Raw genomic sequence first — 13,736 nt, 5'->3', positions numbered from 1 at the left:
TCTATGTCTCGCTCTGTATGGAAAGGCCCCTTTGTCGATGCTTACGTGCTGAAAAAAGCCGAAGCAGCGCGCGAGTCGGGCCGCAACGAAGTCATCAAGATCTGGTCGCGTCGTTCCACCATTCTGCCCCAGTTCGTGGGTCTGACATTTGGTGTGTACAACGGTCAGAAGCACATTCCCGTCAACGTCTCGGAAGACATGATCGGTCAGAAGTTCGGTGAATACTCCCCGACTCGGACCTATTACGGTCACGCTGCGGACAAAAAAGCGAAGCGGAAGTAAGTCATGGGCAAGGCAAAAAATCCCCGCCGCGTGGCAGACAACGAAGCAATGGCAAAACTGCGCATGCTCCGTACCTCCCCGCAGAAACTGAACCTCGTCGCCGGCATGATCCGTGGCAAGAAAGTTGAGAAGGCTCTGACCGACCTGACTTTCTCCAACAAACGGGTCGCGCAGGACGTGAAGAAATGCCTTCAGTCCGCGATTGCGAACGCCGAGAACAACCATAACCTGGACGTCGATGAACTGATCGTTGCCGAGGCTTATGTGGGTAAGAACCTGACCATGAAACGCGGCCGTCCTCGTGCCCGTGGCCGGTTTGGCAAAATCCTCAAGCCGTTTTCGGAGATCACCATCAAGGTGCGTCAAGTTGAGGAGCAAGCCTAATGGGACATAAAGTCAATCCGGTCGGCATGCGCCTTCAGGTCAACCGTACCTGGGACAGCCGTTGGTACGCCGACACCAAAGATTATGGTGATCTGCTGCTGGAAGACCTGCGCATCCGTGATTTCATCAAGGAAGAGTGCAAGCAGGCAGGCATCGCTCGCGTGATCATCGAACGCCCCCACAAAAAGTGCCGTGTGACCATTCACACCGCGCGTCCGGGCGTGATCATCGGTAAAAAAGGTGCTGACATCGAAGTGCTGCGCAAGAAGCTTGCCTCGATGACAGACTCGGAACTGCACCTCAACATCGTTGAAGTCCGCAAGCCCGAGCTCGACGCACAGCTGGTTGGCGAGTCCATCGCTCAGCAGCTGGAACGTCGTGTGTCCTTCCGTCGCGCGATGAAGCGTGCCGTACAGAACGCCATGCGCATGGGCGCCCTGGGTATCCGGGTGAACGTTGCTGGCCGTCTGGGCGGTGCTGAAATCGCACGGACCGAATGGTACCGTGAGGGCCGTGTGCCGCTGCACACGCTGCGCGCCGACATCGATTACGCTCACTCCGAAGCCATGACCCCTTACGGGATCATCGGGATCAAAACCTGGATCTTCAAAGGCGAGATCATGGAACACGATCCTCAGGCGCGTGACCGTAAAGCACAGGAACTCCAGGACGGTCCGGCACCTCGCGGTGCAGGCGGTCGTCGCTAAGGAGGAGATGACATGCTTCAACCAAAGCGTACTAAATTCCGCAAAATGCACAAAGGCCGGATCTCCGGTCTGGCAAAAGGCGGTTCGGACCTGAACTTCGGCACCTATGGCCTGAAGGCAACCACTCCTGAGCGCGTCACCGCGCGTCAGATTGAGGCTGCTCGTCGTGCCATGACCCGTCACATGAAGCGTCAGGGTCGTGTCTGGATCCGCATCTTCCCGGATACCCCGGTGACCTCCAAGCCCGTCGAAGTTCGTATGGGTAAAGGTAAGGGTTCCGTGGATTACTGGGCTTGCAAAGTGAAGCCCGGTCGCGTGATGTTCGAGATCGACGGCGTCAATGACGACATCGCACGTGAGGCCCTGCGCCTGGCCGCGATGAAGCTGCCGGTCAAGACCCGCGTCGTGGTTCGCGAAGACTGGTAAGCGGCGGCGCTCTTGCGCATCCGATGAGAAAACAAAAAGCCCCCGCCGAGCAATCGGTGGGGGCTTTCTTATGTTCCTTCGGCGCGGAGTGATTTGTCCGGCTCGGCGCCGCCGGTCAGGCTAGCGATATTTTGCGGCGGTGATGAACTCTCCGAAGGCCTCACACCAGATCACTACGGTGGTGTAATCCTCGATGTTGATCCCTTCGGAGATGGGCAGGATCAGCCCGTCGAACATCTTCACATCGCCAATCCGCACCGACGCGGCCTTGATCGCCTCGAACCCGGCCTCATCCTCAACAAACTCCGGCGTCAGGTAGAGTTTGTAGTCCGGTCCCGGCGCCAGCGCGCCCATATGGGTGATCTGCTGCGGCGACAGGCTGATACTGCCGGTGCCCCAGTGCAGGAAATCGCTGCCCGCCAGATCGCGGGTGAAACTGCCGGTATATGTGGCCCCTTCCGCGCTGGCGGTCAGAGCTGCAGCATCGGGACTATCGGGGGCCGTCAGAATGGGCAGCATGTAGATCCCCAGCGCAAAGCCGATCGCCAGCGCAATACCGTGGCTCAGCAGTCTCAAAATCCAGCGCATATTCTGTTCCTCCTATGGGTGAGGCCAGCTTAGCCAGCCCGCGGATCAAAAGGGAAGATGCGCGCGTGCAGGAGCCGGCAAAGGTCCTCGTACTTCGCGCTGTGTTGCGCTAAAGGACGGATATGGCACAGATCGATTCCCTCTTCGTAACCCGTCTCTACCGCGCTGCTTTGTCCGAACACGGACCCAAGGTTGACGCTGGTGAACTTGAAAACTCCTGCTTTGTGATCGCTCAGGATGACGATGCAGGCCAGGACTGGTGCGAGGAGAACGGTTATCCCGGCTACACCTCCTATGCCTCATTGACTGATCTGCCCTGGCGTTTCCCGATCTTTGCCGATCTGGTGAAATCGCTCGATCTTCATGTCGCGGCCTTTGCCAAGGATCTGCAGCTGGATCTGGACGGTCGCGCATTGGTGCTGGAGGATCTCTGGATCAACATCCTGCCCGAGGGCGGCACCCACGCCAGCCACATTCATCCCCATTCGGTGATTTCCGGCACCACCTATGTCTCAATGCCCGAAGGCGCCAGCGCGCTGAAGCTGGAAGACCCGCGCCATGCGATGATGATGGCCCACCCGCCGCGTGTCAAAGACTGTCGGCAGGAGCTGAAGACATTTGTCTATCAGTCGCCCGCAGCGGGCGATGTGCTGCTGTGGGAAAGTTTCATCCGCCACGAGGTGCCGATGAACATGGCCGAAGATGAGCGCGTCTCGGTGAGCTTTAACTACCGGTGGGAGTGAAACTTGGGTTGCACTTGCAGCGCTGGCAACTATGCAGGGCGCACAACCTAAGAGGACGGCTGATTAAATGAAATCAATTCTAGTTCTTGCTTCTGTATCCCTAATGGCGCTGTCTGCCTGCGTTGATTCTGAGAAGGCAGCGATGCGACGTGCGTCTCTCATCGCGCAGATTTTTCCTAACCCGGCTGATCGAACGGGCATCCATCTGGCTTTCCCTGTGGGCTCATCGTTGGAGATCATCTACTTCAAGAACGAAGTTAGCTCTAATGCTATTGATCGTCGTGTCGCGGGCTATTGCGAACGTATCGGTAAGCCCGTCTTAACCGTGTATAAGGCCCCGAAGGTGAGCGTTGCGACGTTAGCAAATGGAACGCAGCGACCCGCTACGACAATCTGGTATGACTGTGACTAACCTGTGAGTTCCCTTTGCCCCACCTTCATTCCAGGTGGGGTAAAATTCAAATGACGAACGGTAAGTAAGCCAGATGTACGATCACGCGGCAATCGAGCTTCTTGCCGGTGAGCAGGTGGTTCACGCCACTCACGCCCGAATTGCACCAACGCTGACTGAGGTAATCGTTATCTTGCTTTGCGCGCCAGTGGCGCTGGTGATCTGGCTGTTCATCCATCGTGCCTTTCGCTCGGTCACCTACATCATGACCACACAGCGCGTGCTGATTGTCGAAAAGCAAGGCATCGCCGATCAGATCCGCATTCAGGATATCCAGCGTGTTCAGGCGAGGCGGCATGCGGTGATGATCTCTGGAATGGGGAAACGCCTGTGGCTCGCGCGGCTCCAAAACGGGTGGCAATTTGACACGATCTTGACGCGGGTTCGCGGGCTGCGCAAAGCGCAGTGACCGGGTGCCAAACGGTGTCGCAAACTTCACCCTTGCCCCCACCCTCTACCTCCTGTAAGTGGACCCATCGCCTGACCCTTGATCTGTATGGATCCGGGGCTGGTGATTCTTTTTGCCGTGCCCTCTGGCGCGGTGTGACATAACCCACCAGGTAACAAGGTGACCCTCGGGGCCTTCTGGTGCTTTGGACAAGGAACAAAGGCGATGAACGCCAATGATCTGCGCGAGAAAACCGTGGATGAACTCCGCGATACCCTCGCATCCCTGAAAAAAGAGAGCTTCAACCTGCGTTTTCAGCAGGCAACCGGTCAGCTGGAATCGACTGCAGGCATCAAGGCGGCTCGCCGCAATGCTGCACGCGTCAAAACCATCCTGAACGAAAAAGCTGCAGCAGCAGCTGAATAAGGAGCTTCTCGAATGCCTAAACGTATCCTGTCCGGCGTTGTGACCTCCGACGCCAACGCACAGACCGTAACCGTTTCCGTAGAGCGTCGCTTTACGCATCCGGTTCTGAAGAAAACCATCCGTAAGTCCAAGAAGTACCGGGCTCACGATGAACAGAACGCTTTCAAGGTCGGCGATTCCGTACGCATCATCGAGTGCGCGCCGAAATCGAAAACGAAACGCTGGGAAGTTCTGGAAGCCTAAGAGTCTCATCCGAGACTCCTGGCGACTAGACTTAACAGTTAGTCGAAACCCTGGGGGATCACGCCACGCATCGGCGCCCCAAAGGTCGGGAGAAACCACATGATCCAGATGCAAACAAACCTGGATGTTGCTGACAACTCCGGCGCTCGCCGAGTTCAGTGCATCAAGGTTCTGGGTGGTTCCAAGCGTAAATACGCATCCGTAGGCGACATCATCGTCGTCTCGGTCAAGGAAGCCATCCCGCGCGGCCGCGTGAAAAAAGGGGACGTCCGCAAGGCCGTCGTCGTACGCACCGCCAAAGAGGTCCGTCGTGAAGACGGTACCGCAATCCGCTTTGACCGCAATGCAGCTGTCATCCTGAACAACAACAACGAGCCCGTAGGTACACGTATCTTTGGCCCGGTTGTTCGTGAGCTGCGCGCCAAAAACTTCATGAAGATCATCTCGCTCGCTCCGGAGGTGCTGTAATCATGGCTGCTAAACTCCGCAAAGGCGACAAGGTCGTCGTGCTGGCCGGCAAGGACAAGGGCAAAGAAGGCACCATCGCCTCCGTTGACCCCAAAGCTGGCAAAGCCATCGTTGACGGTGTGAACATGGCAATCCGCCACACCCGTCAGACCCAGTCCGACCAGGGTGGCCGCCTGCCTAAGGCACTGCCGATCCAGCTGTCGAACCTGGCTCTGCTGGACGCAAACGGCAAGGCAACCCGCGTTGGCTTCCGCATGGAAGGCGACAAGAAAGTGCGCTTCGCCAAAACCACGGGGGACGTGATCGATGCTTGATAACGCAACCTACACCCCGCGTCTGAAAGCTCTTTACAAGGACTCCATCCGTGGCGCCCTGAAAGAAGAGTTCGGCTACAAGAACGAAATGATGATCCCTAAGCTGGAGAAAATCGTTCTGAACATCGGCTGCGGCCGTGCTGCCGTCAAAGACAGCAAGAAAGCCAAGTCTGCTCAGGCTGACCTGACCGCAATCGCGGGCCAGAAAGCTCTGACCACCGTGGCCAAGAACTCCATCGCCGGCTTCCGCGTTCGCGAAGGCATGCCGATGGGCGCAAAGGTGACTCTGCGCGGCGACCGGATGTACGAATTCCTCGACCGTCTGACCACCATCGCGATGCCCCGTATCCGCGACTTCCGCGGCGTGTCGGGCACGTCTTTTGACGGCCGTGGCAACTACGCCATGGGTCTGAAAGAGCACATGGTCTTCCCCGAGATCGACTTCGACAAGATCGACGAACCCTGGGGTATGGACATCGTGATTGCCACCACCGCGAACACCGACGCGGAAGCAAAGGCGCTGTTGAAAGCTTTCAACATGCCCTTCAACAGCTAAGCGCGGGAAGGAAGAGACATGGCTAAGAAAAGCATGATCGAACGCGAGAAGAAGCGCGAGCGCCTGGTGGCAAAATACGCCGCAAAGCGTGCCGAGCTGAAAGAAATCGCAAACGACGAATCTCGTCCGATGGAAGAGCGTTTCAAAGCGCGCCTCGATCTGGCGAAACTGCCGCGTAACTCGTCGGCAACCCGTCTGCACAATCGCTGCCAGCTGACCGGCCGTCCTCACGCTTACTATCGTAAGCTGAAGATCAGCCGTATCGCTCTGCGGGAACTGGGCTCGAATGGCCAGATCCCCGGCATGGTGAAATCGAGCTGGTAAGGGAGAGACTGATATGAACGATCCTATCGGCGATATGCTCACCCGTATCCGTAACTCGCAAATGCGCGGCAAATCCACTGTCATGACACCGGCTTCCAAGCTGCGTGCATGGGTTCTGGATGTGCTCAAGCAAGAGGGTTACATCCGCGGTTATGAGTCTGCGACTGATGCAAAGGGCCATCCGGCTCTCGAAATCAGCCTGAAGTACTTCGACGGCGAACCTGTCATTCGTGAACTGAAGCGGGTCTCCAAACCCGGTCGTCGCGTTTACATGGGCGTCAATGACATCCCGTCGGTCCGTCAGGGCCTGGGTGTGTCGATTGTCTCCACCCCCAAGGGTGTGATGTCGGACGCAAGCGCACGCGCAGCCAACGTTGGCGGCGAAGTGCTCTGCACCGTCTTCTAAGGAGGCCCCACGATGTCCCGTATTGGTAAAAAACCGGTCGAACTTCCCAGCGGCGTAACTGCTTCTGTGTCCGGCCAGACCATCGAAGTCAAAGGCCCGAAAGGCGCCCGTACCTTCACCGCGACCGACGACGTCACCCTGACTGTTGACGACAATGTCGTCAAAGTTGACCCCCGCGGCAAATCCAAGCGCGCGCGCCAGCAGTGGGGCATGTCCCGCACTATGGTCGCAAACCTGGTTGCAGGCGTGACCTCCGGCTTCAAAAAAGAGCTGGAGATCCAGGGTGTGGGTTACCGGGCTCAGATGCAGGGCAACACCCTGAAGCTGAACCTGGGCTACAGCCACGACGTTGATTTCACTGCTCCGGAAGGTATCACCATTACCGCACCGAAGCAGACCGAAATCGTTGTCGAAGGTAATGATCAACAACTCGTTGGCGAAGTTGCGGCCAAAATCCGCGACTGGCGTCGTCCCGAGCCCTACAAAGGCAAAGGCATTCGCTACAAAGGCGAGTTTATCTTCCGCAAGGAAGGCAAGAAGAAGTAAGGACCAGCAAAATGGCAAACAGCAAACGCACCCTGTTTCTGAAGCGCCGGCTGCGCGTCCGGAACAAGCTTCGCAAGGTCAACGCAGGCCGTCCGCGCCTGTCCGTGCACCGCTCGAACAAGAACATCTCTGTTCAACTGATCGACGACGTACGTGGTGTGACCCTCGCTTCGGCATCGACCCTGGAAAAAGACCTGGGTCTCGTTGGCAAGAACAACGTCGAAGCAGCCACCAAAGTGGGTTCGGTTATCGCCGAACGCGCCAAGGCGGCAGGCGTCTCCGAGGCCTATTTCGATCGTGGCGGCTTCCTGTTTCACGGCAAGGTGAAGGCTCTGGCCGACGCTGCGCGTGAAGGCGGCCTGAAGATCTAAGGATCTGCGCCCTGTGTTCTCGGCTATCCGGGAATACGGGGCGCACCCAAGTCAAGGTGGATGGCGTTCGCGCCATCCCGATGATCCGGGGGTGGGTCGGTTCGGCCCTCGCCCACCTGGATTGAGTATAAGTCAGGCGCTTGTCGCCAGAATAAAAGGATTGCCTCATGGCAGAACGTGAAAATCGCCGTGGCCGTGGCCGCCGCGAAGAAGAAACACCGGAATTCGCTGACCGTCTGGTCGCGATCAACCGGGTGTCGAAAACCGTAAAAGGTGGTAAGCGCTTTGGCTTCGCCGCTCTTGTGGTTGTTGGCGATCAGAAAGGCCGCGTCGGCTTCGGTAAAGGTAAAGCGAAAGAGGTCCCCGAGGCCATTCGTAAAGCCACCGAGCAGGCCAAGCGTCAGATGATCCGTGTGCAGCTGAAGGAAGGCCGCACCCTGCATCACGACATGCACGGCCGTCACGGCGCAGGCAAAGTTGTCATGCGCACCGCACCTGAAGGTACCGGTATCATCGCAGGTGGTCCGATGCGTGCTGTCTTCGAAATGCTCGGCGTCAAAGACGTTGTTTCGAAGTCGATCGGTTCGCAGAACCCCTACAACATGATCCGCGCCACTATGGACGGTCTGAAAAAAGAGCAGTCGCCCCGTTCGGTTGCTCAGCGTCGTGGCAAGAAAGTCGCCGACATCCTGCCCAAGCGGGATGAAGCACCTGCTGCTGAAGCAGAAGCGTAAGGAGACGGACACATGGCAAAAACCATCGTTGTTAAGCAGATCGGTTCCCCGATCCGCCGCCCCGCAGACCAGCGTGCAACCCTCGTTGGCCTGGGCTTGAACAAGATGCACAAAACCCGTGAACTGGAAGATACCCCTTCCGTACGCGGTATGGTCAACAAGATCTCGCATCTGGTTGAGATCATCGAAGAGCGCGACTAAGCGCTCTCTCGTATGACCCAAACAAAAGAAAGCGCCCCGATTTCGGGGCGCTTTTTTGTTGCAGAGATCAATTCGGGAGGAGGGGGCTATCTATCTGATCCGCCGGGAGAGAGGCTCCCGGCCATCTGGATTATCGGTTTTCAACATCAGCGATGATCACCGGATCCGCGATGGCACAGACGAGGGGCGGCCAGCGGTGGTCGGATGATCAGCCGAAGTAGGTGCGGGCGTCGTAGTAGGGCAGATCAGGGCTGGCTTCAGCCGCGTCCCGGCGGTCGATGATGGCCTGCAGCAGGCGGGTCGCCAGCTCGGCAGTCAGAGGGTAGAGAACCAGCAGCGCCACAACGGTGGTGGAGAGGCCGATATAGCCGCTTGCGACTGCGGTGACGGTTGCGCTTGTGCCGATGAGAGTGCTGAGGAGAGCCATGATCGTGTTCCTTGATGCTGATGTTTTCCTTGTCCTCAATTTGCCATTTGTCTCAAATCGCATCAATCACACGAAAGGATAGTTGGCCGTTCCGGAGGTTAGCCGCCGCATCCCTAGGGTGAAGGAAAACGCCGTTGGAGCGGATATTCGGCTGATATCGGCACCCGTCCGGTGTGGCATCACACTGAAAACAGACGCAACGGCCCGTTTAGATCTGCAGCGCGTGGGATTTGCGCGACTCGCGCAGAAGATGTGCGACACGCTGGAGCCCCGTCGTCAGCCGGTCTTCGGAAACTTCGTGGCTGAGGCAGAGCCGTATCGCTTCCGGTGCGTCCCTGGGCGCGAGCGCAAAACTGCGTCCTTCGCTGACCAGCACCTCGGACTGGGCACATTGGGCACGAAACACATCAGCGCGCAGATCCGGGGGCAAGGGCAACCACAGATGTAGCCCCTGCGGATCAGCCTGATAGGACATTGGCGTGGCACCGGGCGGGGACAGGACTGATCGGGCCAGTGTCTGGCGATGTTGTGCTGCGCGCCGCTGCTGCTCTGCCAGAGTTTCAGCGGTCCCATCAAGGATCAGCCGCGCGCCAATCTCCGCCGTTAGCGGCGGCGCCATCCACAGGCTGAGGTTGGCCGCATGGCGCAGCGCAGGCATCAGCCGTTGCGGCGCCTTCAGGATGCCGACCCGCAGGCCTGGTGCAACGGATTTCGAAAGGCTGGTCACATAGATCGTATGATCCGGCGCATGCGTGGCCAGCGGGGCAGGGCGGTCAGGTTTCAGCGGCGCGAATACGTCATCTTCGATCAGGATCACATCGTGGCGCATTGCAATCTCGGCGATCTCGGCGCGACGTTCATCATCTAGGGTCACCGTGGTCGGCGCCTGCAATGTGGGGGTCAGATAAAAAGCACGGGGCCTGGCATGTCTGCACAGCGCCTCAAACGCCTCAGGCTGCACCCCTTGCGGATCCATCGCCACCGCCGCGGTGGTCACGCCCAGACGTTCCGCCATCGCCTGAACCGGCATATAGGTTAGCGCCTCTGTCAGCAGGAGATCACCTGCTTTCAACACGCCCGCCACCGCGCAGAACAGCGCATGCTGACCGCCCACCGTTGTCATCACTTCAGATCGGATGGCATCGACGCCACAATAGGCCAGCCAATGTTGCCAGGCGTCGATATGTCGGTCGAGATCGGCATCCGACTGGTAGTCGAGCAGCGGCGACAAATCACTGCCCTCAGCCAGAGTATGCAGCGCTTGGCGGATATGCGGTTGGGAAAACCCCGCCAGCGGCAGGTTGCGCGACAGGTCAATTGGCCCCTGAGCATCCCGGCGCAGACTGTTGGCGGCTCCGCCCTGGTGCACCATCGGTTCGGCCGCACGTACGAAGCTGCCGCGCCCGATCTCTCCCCGCAGCAATGCCCGCGTCACCGCCTCGGCATAGGCGCGGCTGGTGGTATTTGCGGATACGCCAATCTGATAGGCCAGCTCCCGATGGGGCGGCAACTGGGCGCCGGGGGCCAGCCGCCCGCTTGCGATATCCTCCGCCATCGCTTCCACGATTTGCAGATATTTCGGACCACTGCGTCCGTTCAGATTGGGGAGCCAAATTGCCATCAGATCAATGTTTCAATTGCATAGGTGCAATACTGGGGGCGATCTTCGATTTGGTCAATGCAATTTGAAGAGGTCTCCAGATGAGTCGTATTTCCCCCTCTGTCGGTACCGGTATCGCGCTGTCGCTTGTTAGTCTGGCGCTCCTGGGCATCATGCCGATTATCTCCAACCTGCGACCAGCAGTGTTGGGTGCGCTGCCCTTCGCCTTTGCTCTGTCGGTCTGGCAACTGATCTTTGCCCTTCCGTGCTTTGCGGTTGAATACAACCGTGGCACCCGCGGGATCTTCGCCGACGTCCTGTCGCCGAGGCAACGCCGCAGAATGGTGGGGCTGGCCCTATTCACCGGCGGCCTCTTCGGCCTGTCGACCTATCTTTACGTGCTTGGTGTGGAACAGGCTGGTGCCGCCAATGCTGCGATCGCCATTCAGGCCTATCCGCTGTTTGCAATCCTCTGGGAGAGCCTGTTTCTGAAGCGCCGGAAAACCACCACGGAGCTGACACTGACCTTCCTGCTGCTTGGCGCGCTCTATTATCTGGGCACCGACGGGACGCTGCGGATGTCGGGCCTGTCGCCGTGGTTCCTGCTGGCGCTCGGTGTGCCATTCTTGTGGAGCATTGCCCATGTCATCATCAAGGAAGAGCTGAGCGCAACGACCATCACGCCCATTCAGGTGACGCTGATCCGGGTGGCGATCTCGTCGGTGTTTCTGGCCGGGGTGCTCGGGGTGGCCCTGCCGTCAGGAATGGCGCTTGGCTTTGCGGCCCTGCTCCAGCCGATGGCGGTGCTGATGGGCTTGGTCTATTTTCTGGAACTCATCGTCTGGTTCTACGCAGTGCGCCATATCGACGTATCGCTGGCCAGTTCCATCACCACGCCCTGGCCAGCCCTGACGCTGGCGCTTTCTGTACCGCTGTTGGGCGACCGGATTGAGCCGCGTCAGATTGCTGTCCTGGTGGTTGTGGTGGCCTGTATTTATGGGCTGACGCTGGTGGGCCTGCGCCGCGCGAGGCAGGTTAATGTCTGAGTCATCTCCTATGCTTGGCGTGCATAGCGGGCAGTCCGACCTGTCAGTTGTTTGCGCAAACATTTCCCCCTATCTCTCAGATGTCACTGAAACAGACATAACTGAGACCACCCGGAAATTCGTCCGGTCAGATAGAGGACTAACACCATGGCACATGTCATCAACACCACCGACACCAGCGTCAATATCATCGCCCGCCTGCGCGGCTTGGCAGAAGAGATCAAGGACAGCTGGGCCCGTCGCGCTGAATACAAACGCACCTTCGCCGAGCTGGACGGCCTGTCCAACCGCGATCTGGCCGACATCGGCGTGCGTCGCTGCGATATCCCGCATATCGCCCATGTTCAGGCCTACGGCCACTGAGCTTTGCCACCCGGGGCGGATCGCAGCACTGCTGCCGTCCCTGGGTCGCCCAAGTGTCAGACCGGCTCTTTCTCCTCCCTCAGGGGCCGGACTGGACGCGCCTCCGCTTTGCGGGGGCGTTTTTGGTTTCTGGGGTGACGATGCCAATAGTCGGCCCGTTGCGACCCCGGCGCGCGCCCGCTCCATGATCCGTTTATGCGCACGTGGCATTCTGCACAGGATCGCGATCACTCGTCGGGCCTGACACCCCCGGCACCTATGACCAGGGCCCCGGCGTGGCAGCCGGGGAGCACGATAATGTTATCCACGCACGGGAGAGATCCCGTCCCAAATCCCCCGGCGGCGCCGCCACCCTTTATCGGTCGGCCACAAACGCTACGGACACCGTAACAGACCTGCAATAGCAGTAACCGACAGGGCAGAAGCCTTGGCGAGTGTTTTGTGTGCACCTACATTCGAATTTTAGAGGGAGTGGGGCGGATACATGGCAAAGTCTTTTACAGACCTTTTAGACATCAGCAATTTCAATTGGCCGAAGGGCAAAGGAAAGACGTTCGGCCCTAGTAACGACTTTCACTCTAATATTGAGTTGACGGCGGACTCAAGCAAACGCCTCTCGCTGATGGTAAGTGGTTACAAAGAGGCTGCAGATGCACTGATCGCAGGGTTAAGTTCCCCATGGCAGCAGAACACTCAAATATACCCAATACTGCATCTATATCGGCACTTTCTGGAGTTGAGTCTCAAAGAGATAGTCCTTTGGTTCGGCGAAGACGTTCAGGTGAACACAAATTGGAGGAGCCACTCCTTAACTGTGCAATGGAAAAAGGTTCGCGAAATAATGGAAGGGTTCGGTGTTGAAGGCGACCCAAATGCTGATGGGAAAGTGAACTCTGTAATCGAGCAGTTCAACGGTGTTGATCACGACTCCACAGCGTTTCGTTATTCAACCAAACCCTCAGGTGAGCCAATAGATCTCAGCGTGAAGCTCATTGATGTTGTGCGTCTTTCCCGTGATATGGATGAGTTGTACCATTACTTCCAAGGCACTGTTGGATACCTTAGCTCTTTACAGTCAGCGTCGGAGCATTGAGCACTAACTGAGACCTCGATCATACAACTCTTGATCCCGCCCCGCATCGGGTCTATACGCCCCCGGTGGTCCTGTGGGCTGCAGAATCAGAAAATCAAGAAACGCCGTGTTTGCCCTAATCCGCTTCGGGGGCAGTTCCGGCAAAGGAGAAGCGATATGAAACTCAATGAACTGCGCGACAATCCAGGCGCCTCCAAAAAACGTATGCGCGTTGCCCGTGGTCCGGGTTCCGGCAAAGGTAAAATGGGTGGCCGTGGTATCAAAGGTCAGAAATCCCGTTCGGGTGTTTCGATCAATGGCTACGAAGGTGGCCAGATGCCCCTCTACCAACGTCTGCCCAAGCGCGGCTTCAACAAGCCGAACCGGAAGTCCTACGCCGTTGTGAACCTGGGCCTGATCCAGAAATTCATCGACGAAGGCAAGCTGGAAGCCGGCTCCATCACCGAAGATACCCTGATTTCTTCGGGTCTGGTGCGCCGCAAGCTGGACGGTATCCGCGTTCTGGCAAAGGGTGACTTCACCGCCAAGGCAACCATCGCTGTGACCGGCGCCTCCAAGGCCGCCGTTGACGCAGTCGCAAAGGCTGGTGGCGCCCTGACCGTGGCAAACACTGCCGCAGCTGAGTAACAGCTTGTGAGCGGCGCCGATG

Annotated in this window: 24 protein-coding genes; 20 read left to right on the top strand and 4 right to left on the bottom strand. The window is 58.1% G+C overall.

Features of this window, described 5'->3' with window-relative positions:
• Positions 1-3: 3 nt before the first annotated feature.
• Genes rpsS through rplP form a run of 4 tightly spaced genes read left to right on the top strand, consistent with a single transcriptional unit; the run spans position 4 to position 1,799 of the window.
• Positions 4-282 (top strand): 30S ribosomal protein S19, encoded by a 279-nt coding sequence (gene rpsS, locus J4721_RS11910; RefSeq protein WP_005980699.1) that lies wholly within the window; start codon positions 4-6, stop codon positions 280-282.
• Positions 283-285: 3 nt separating this feature from the next.
• Entirely contained in the window at positions 286-666 is a 381-nt protein-coding gene (gene rplV, locus J4721_RS11905; RefSeq protein ID WP_008560423.1) for a 50S ribosomal protein L22, read from the top strand.
• Complete coding sequence (gene rpsC / locus J4721_RS11900) at positions 666-1,373, top strand: 30S ribosomal protein S3 (protein ID WP_014876005.1); 708 nt, start codon at positions 666-668, stop codon at positions 1,371-1,373. Before rplV ends, rpsC begins: the two co-directional genes overlap by 1 nt.
• Before the next feature lie 12 nt (positions 1,374-1,385).
• Positions 1,386-1,799, top strand: a complete 414-nt coding sequence (rplP, locus tag J4721_RS11895) for a 50S ribosomal protein L16 (protein ID WP_014876004.1) — start codon at positions 1,386-1,388, stop codon at positions 1,797-1,799.
• A gap of 120 nt (positions 1,800-1,919) precedes the next feature.
• On the opposite strand, the gene J4721_RS11890 is transcribed toward rplP, so the two are convergent.
• Positions 1,920-2,387: a DM13 domain-containing protein gene (locus J4721_RS11890; protein ID WP_102859342.1), complete on the bottom strand. Its 468-nt coding sequence runs from the start codon at positions 2,385-2,387 to the stop codon at positions 1,920-1,922.
• Positions 2,388-2,509: 122 nt separating this feature from the next.
• Between J4721_RS11890 and J4721_RS11885 the strand changes: the two genes are divergently transcribed.
• Positions 2,510-3,130 (top strand): TIGR02466 family protein, encoded by a 621-nt coding sequence (locus J4721_RS11885; RefSeq protein WP_211002745.1) that lies wholly within the window; start codon positions 2,510-2,512, stop codon positions 3,128-3,130.
• 458 nt (positions 3,131-3,588) lie between these two features.
• On the opposite strand, the gene J4721_RS11880 is transcribed toward J4721_RS11885, so the two are convergent.
• Positions 3,589-4,020, bottom strand: coding sequence for a hypothetical protein (locus J4721_RS11880; RefSeq protein ID WP_211003477.1), 432 nt, complete (start codon positions 4,018-4,020; stop codon positions 3,589-3,591).
• A gap of 174 nt (positions 4,021-4,194) precedes the next feature.
• Between J4721_RS11880 and rpmC the strand changes: the two genes are divergently transcribed.
• The 11 genes from rpmC (at position 4,195) to rpmD (ending at position 8,558) form a co-directional block, all read left to right on the top strand.
• A complete protein-coding gene (gene rpmC, locus J4721_RS11875) occupies positions 4,195-4,395 on the top strand; it encodes a 50S ribosomal protein L29 (RefSeq protein WP_014876000.1) in 201 nt (66 codons plus the stop codon).
• A gap of 12 nt (positions 4,396-4,407) precedes the next feature.
• Entirely contained in the window at positions 4,408-4,638 is a 231-nt protein-coding gene (gene rpsQ / locus J4721_RS11870) for a 30S ribosomal protein S17 (protein WP_014875999.1), read from the top strand.
• A gap of 99 nt (positions 4,639-4,737) precedes the next feature.
• Positions 4,738-5,106, top strand: coding sequence for a 50S ribosomal protein L14 (rplN, locus tag J4721_RS11865; protein ID WP_005621870.1), 369 nt, complete (start codon positions 4,738-4,740; stop codon positions 5,104-5,106).
• A 2-nt stretch (positions 5,107-5,108) separates the two neighbouring features.
• Positions 5,109-5,420 (top strand): 50S ribosomal protein L24, encoded by a 312-nt coding sequence (gene rplX / locus J4721_RS11860; protein WP_014875998.1) that lies wholly within the window; start codon positions 5,109-5,111, stop codon positions 5,418-5,420.
• The gene (gene rplE / locus J4721_RS11855; protein WP_014875997.1) at positions 5,413-5,976 is read left to right on the top strand and encodes a 50S ribosomal protein L5; all 564 of its coding nucleotides are present in this window, start codon (positions 5,413-5,415) and stop codon (positions 5,974-5,976) included. The genes rplX and rplE overlap by 8 nt, the downstream gene beginning before the upstream one ends.
• 18 nt (positions 5,977-5,994) lie before the next feature.
• A complete protein-coding gene (gene rpsN, locus J4721_RS11850) occupies positions 5,995-6,300 on the top strand; it encodes a 30S ribosomal protein S14 (RefSeq protein WP_008561382.1) in 306 nt (101 codons plus the stop codon).
• Positions 6,301-6,313: 13 nt separating this feature from the next.
• Entirely contained in the window at positions 6,314-6,706 is a 393-nt protein-coding gene (gene rpsH / locus J4721_RS11845; RefSeq protein ID WP_014875996.1) for a 30S ribosomal protein S8, read from the top strand.
• A 12-nt stretch (positions 6,707-6,718) separates the two neighbouring features.
• Entirely contained in the window at positions 6,719-7,252 is a 534-nt protein-coding gene (rplF, locus tag J4721_RS11840) for a 50S ribosomal protein L6 (RefSeq protein ID WP_014875995.1), read from the top strand.
• 11 nt (positions 7,253-7,263) lie between these two features.
• Complete coding sequence (rplR, locus tag J4721_RS11835) at positions 7,264-7,623, top strand: 50S ribosomal protein L18 (protein WP_014875994.1); 360 nt, start codon at positions 7,264-7,266, stop codon at positions 7,621-7,623.
• A 167-nt stretch (positions 7,624-7,790) separates the two neighbouring features.
• Positions 7,791-8,357 (top strand): 30S ribosomal protein S5, encoded by a 567-nt coding sequence (gene rpsE / locus J4721_RS11830; RefSeq protein ID WP_014875993.1) that lies wholly within the window; start codon positions 7,791-7,793, stop codon positions 8,355-8,357.
• A gap of 12 nt (positions 8,358-8,369) precedes the next feature.
• Entirely contained in the window at positions 8,370-8,558 is a 189-nt protein-coding gene (gene rpmD / locus J4721_RS11825; RefSeq protein ID WP_014875992.1) for a 50S ribosomal protein L30, read from the top strand.
• A gap of 208 nt (positions 8,559-8,766) precedes the next feature.
• Here the strand turns inward: rpmD and J4721_RS11820 are convergent, their stop codons facing one another.
• Both J4721_RS11820 and J4721_RS11815 read right to left on the bottom strand, forming a co-directional pair.
• A complete protein-coding gene (locus J4721_RS11820; protein ID WP_014875991.1) occupies positions 8,767-8,985 on the bottom strand; it encodes a hypothetical protein in 219 nt (72 codons plus the stop codon).
• Positions 8,986-9,193: 208 nt separating this feature from the next.
• Positions 9,194-10,606, bottom strand: a complete 1,413-nt coding sequence (locus tag J4721_RS11815) for a PLP-dependent aminotransferase family protein (protein ID WP_211002743.1) — start codon at positions 10,604-10,606, stop codon at positions 9,194-9,196.
• Positions 10,607-10,686: 80 nt separating this feature from the next.
• Here J4721_RS11815 and J4721_RS11810 point away from each other — a divergent pair, with 80 nt between their 5' ends.
• The 4 genes from J4721_RS11810 (at position 10,687) to rplO (ending at position 13,714) form a co-directional block, all read left to right on the top strand.
• Positions 10,687-11,631, top strand: coding sequence for a DMT family transporter (locus J4721_RS11810; RefSeq protein WP_211002742.1), 945 nt, complete (start codon positions 10,687-10,689; stop codon positions 11,629-11,631).
• Positions 11,632-11,778: 147 nt separating this feature from the next.
• Positions 11,779-11,994 carry a DUF1127 domain-containing protein gene (locus J4721_RS11805; RefSeq protein WP_014875988.1) on the top strand — a complete coding sequence of 72 codons (216 nt, stop codon included), beginning with the start codon at positions 11,779-11,781 and terminating at the stop codon, positions 11,992-11,994.
• A gap of 484 nt (positions 11,995-12,478) precedes the next feature.
• Complete coding sequence (locus tag J4721_RS11800; RefSeq protein WP_211002741.1) at positions 12,479-13,087, top strand: hypothetical protein; 609 nt, start codon at positions 12,479-12,481, stop codon at positions 13,085-13,087.
• Between the two features lie 156 nt (positions 13,088-13,243).
• A complete protein-coding gene (gene rplO, locus J4721_RS11795) occupies positions 13,244-13,714 on the top strand; it encodes a 50S ribosomal protein L15 (protein ID WP_014875986.1) in 471 nt (156 codons plus the stop codon).
• Positions 13,715-13,736: the final 22 nt, after the last annotated feature.

This window comes from Phaeobacter sp. HS011 (assembly GCF_018101215.1).
Taxonomy (GTDB): domain Bacteria; phylum Pseudomonadota; class Alphaproteobacteria; order Rhodobacterales; family Rhodobacteraceae; genus Phaeobacter; species Phaeobacter inhibens.
The sequence above is the reverse complement of the archived record's forward strand: the minus strand, read 5'-3'. Positions and strand labels throughout refer to the sequence as shown.

What these genes read in the sequence shown, in the direction of transcription:
- rplE (WP_014875997.1), top strand. Translation starts at nt 5,413, where the DNA reads ATGCTTGATAACGCAACCTACACCCCGCGTCTGAAAGCTCTTTACAAG.
- rpsS (WP_005980699.1), top strand. Translation starts at nt 4, where the DNA reads ATGTCTCGCTCTGTATGGAAAGGCCCCTTTGTCGATGCTTACGTGCTG.
- rpsH (WP_014875996.1), top strand. Translation starts at nt 6,314, where the DNA reads ATGAACGATCCTATCGGCGATATGCTCACCCGTATCCGTAACTCGCAA.
- rplX (WP_014875998.1), top strand. Translation starts at nt 5,109, where the DNA reads ATGGCTGCTAAACTCCGCAAAGGCGACAAGGTCGTCGTGCTGGCCGGC.
- J4721_RS11800 (WP_211002741.1), top strand. Translation starts at nt 12,479, where the DNA reads ATGGCAAAGTCTTTTACAGACCTTTTAGACATCAGCAATTTCAATTGG.
- J4721_RS11805 (WP_014875988.1), top strand. Translation starts at nt 11,779, where the DNA reads ATGGCACATGTCATCAACACCACCGACACCAGCGTCAATATCATCGCC.
- J4721_RS11890 (WP_102859342.1), bottom strand. Translation starts at nt 2,387, where the DNA reads ATGCGCTGGATTTTGAGACTGCTGAGCCACGGTATTGCGCTGGCGATC.
- rpsN (WP_008561382.1), top strand. Translation starts at nt 5,995, where the DNA reads ATGGCTAAGAAAAGCATGATCGAACGCGAGAAGAAGCGCGAGCGCCTG.
- rpsQ (WP_014875999.1), top strand. Translation starts at nt 4,408, where the DNA reads ATGCCTAAACGTATCCTGTCCGGCGTTGTGACCTCCGACGCCAACGCA.
- J4721_RS11885 (WP_211002745.1), top strand. Translation starts at nt 2,510, where the DNA reads ATGGCACAGATCGATTCCCTCTTCGTAACCCGTCTCTACCGCGCTGCT.
- J4721_RS11810 (WP_211002742.1), top strand. Translation starts at nt 10,687, where the DNA reads ATGAGTCGTATTTCCCCCTCTGTCGGTACCGGTATCGCGCTGTCGCTT.
- rplF (WP_014875995.1), top strand. Translation starts at nt 6,719, where the DNA reads ATGTCCCGTATTGGTAAAAAACCGGTCGAACTTCCCAGCGGCGTAACT.
- rplP (WP_014876004.1), top strand. Translation starts at nt 1,386, where the DNA reads ATGCTTCAACCAAAGCGTACTAAATTCCGCAAAATGCACAAAGGCCGG.
- rpsC (WP_014876005.1), top strand. Translation starts at nt 666, where the DNA reads ATGGGACATAAAGTCAATCCGGTCGGCATGCGCCTTCAGGTCAACCGT.
- rplV (WP_008560423.1), top strand. Translation starts at nt 286, where the DNA reads ATGGGCAAGGCAAAAAATCCCCGCCGCGTGGCAGACAACGAAGCAATG.
- rpsE (WP_014875993.1), top strand. Translation starts at nt 7,791, where the DNA reads ATGGCAGAACGTGAAAATCGCCGTGGCCGTGGCCGCCGCGAAGAAGAA.
- rplO (WP_014875986.1), top strand. Translation starts at nt 13,244, where the DNA reads ATGAAACTCAATGAACTGCGCGACAATCCAGGCGCCTCCAAAAAACGT.
- rplR (WP_014875994.1), top strand. Translation starts at nt 7,264, where the DNA reads ATGGCAAACAGCAAACGCACCCTGTTTCTGAAGCGCCGGCTGCGCGTC.
- rpmC (WP_014876000.1), top strand. Translation starts at nt 4,195, where the DNA reads ATGAACGCCAATGATCTGCGCGAGAAAACCGTGGATGAACTCCGCGAT.
- rpmD (WP_014875992.1), top strand. Translation starts at nt 8,370, where the DNA reads ATGGCAAAAACCATCGTTGTTAAGCAGATCGGTTCCCCGATCCGCCGC.
- rplN (WP_005621870.1), top strand. Translation starts at nt 4,738, where the DNA reads ATGATCCAGATGCAAACAAACCTGGATGTTGCTGACAACTCCGGCGCT.
- J4721_RS11815 (WP_211002743.1), bottom strand. Translation starts at nt 10,606, where the DNA reads ATGGCAATTTGGCTCCCCAATCTGAACGGACGCAGTGGTCCGAAATAT.
- J4721_RS11820 (WP_014875991.1), bottom strand. Translation starts at nt 8,985, where the DNA reads ATGGCTCTCCTCAGCACTCTCATCGGCACAAGCGCAACCGTCACCGCA.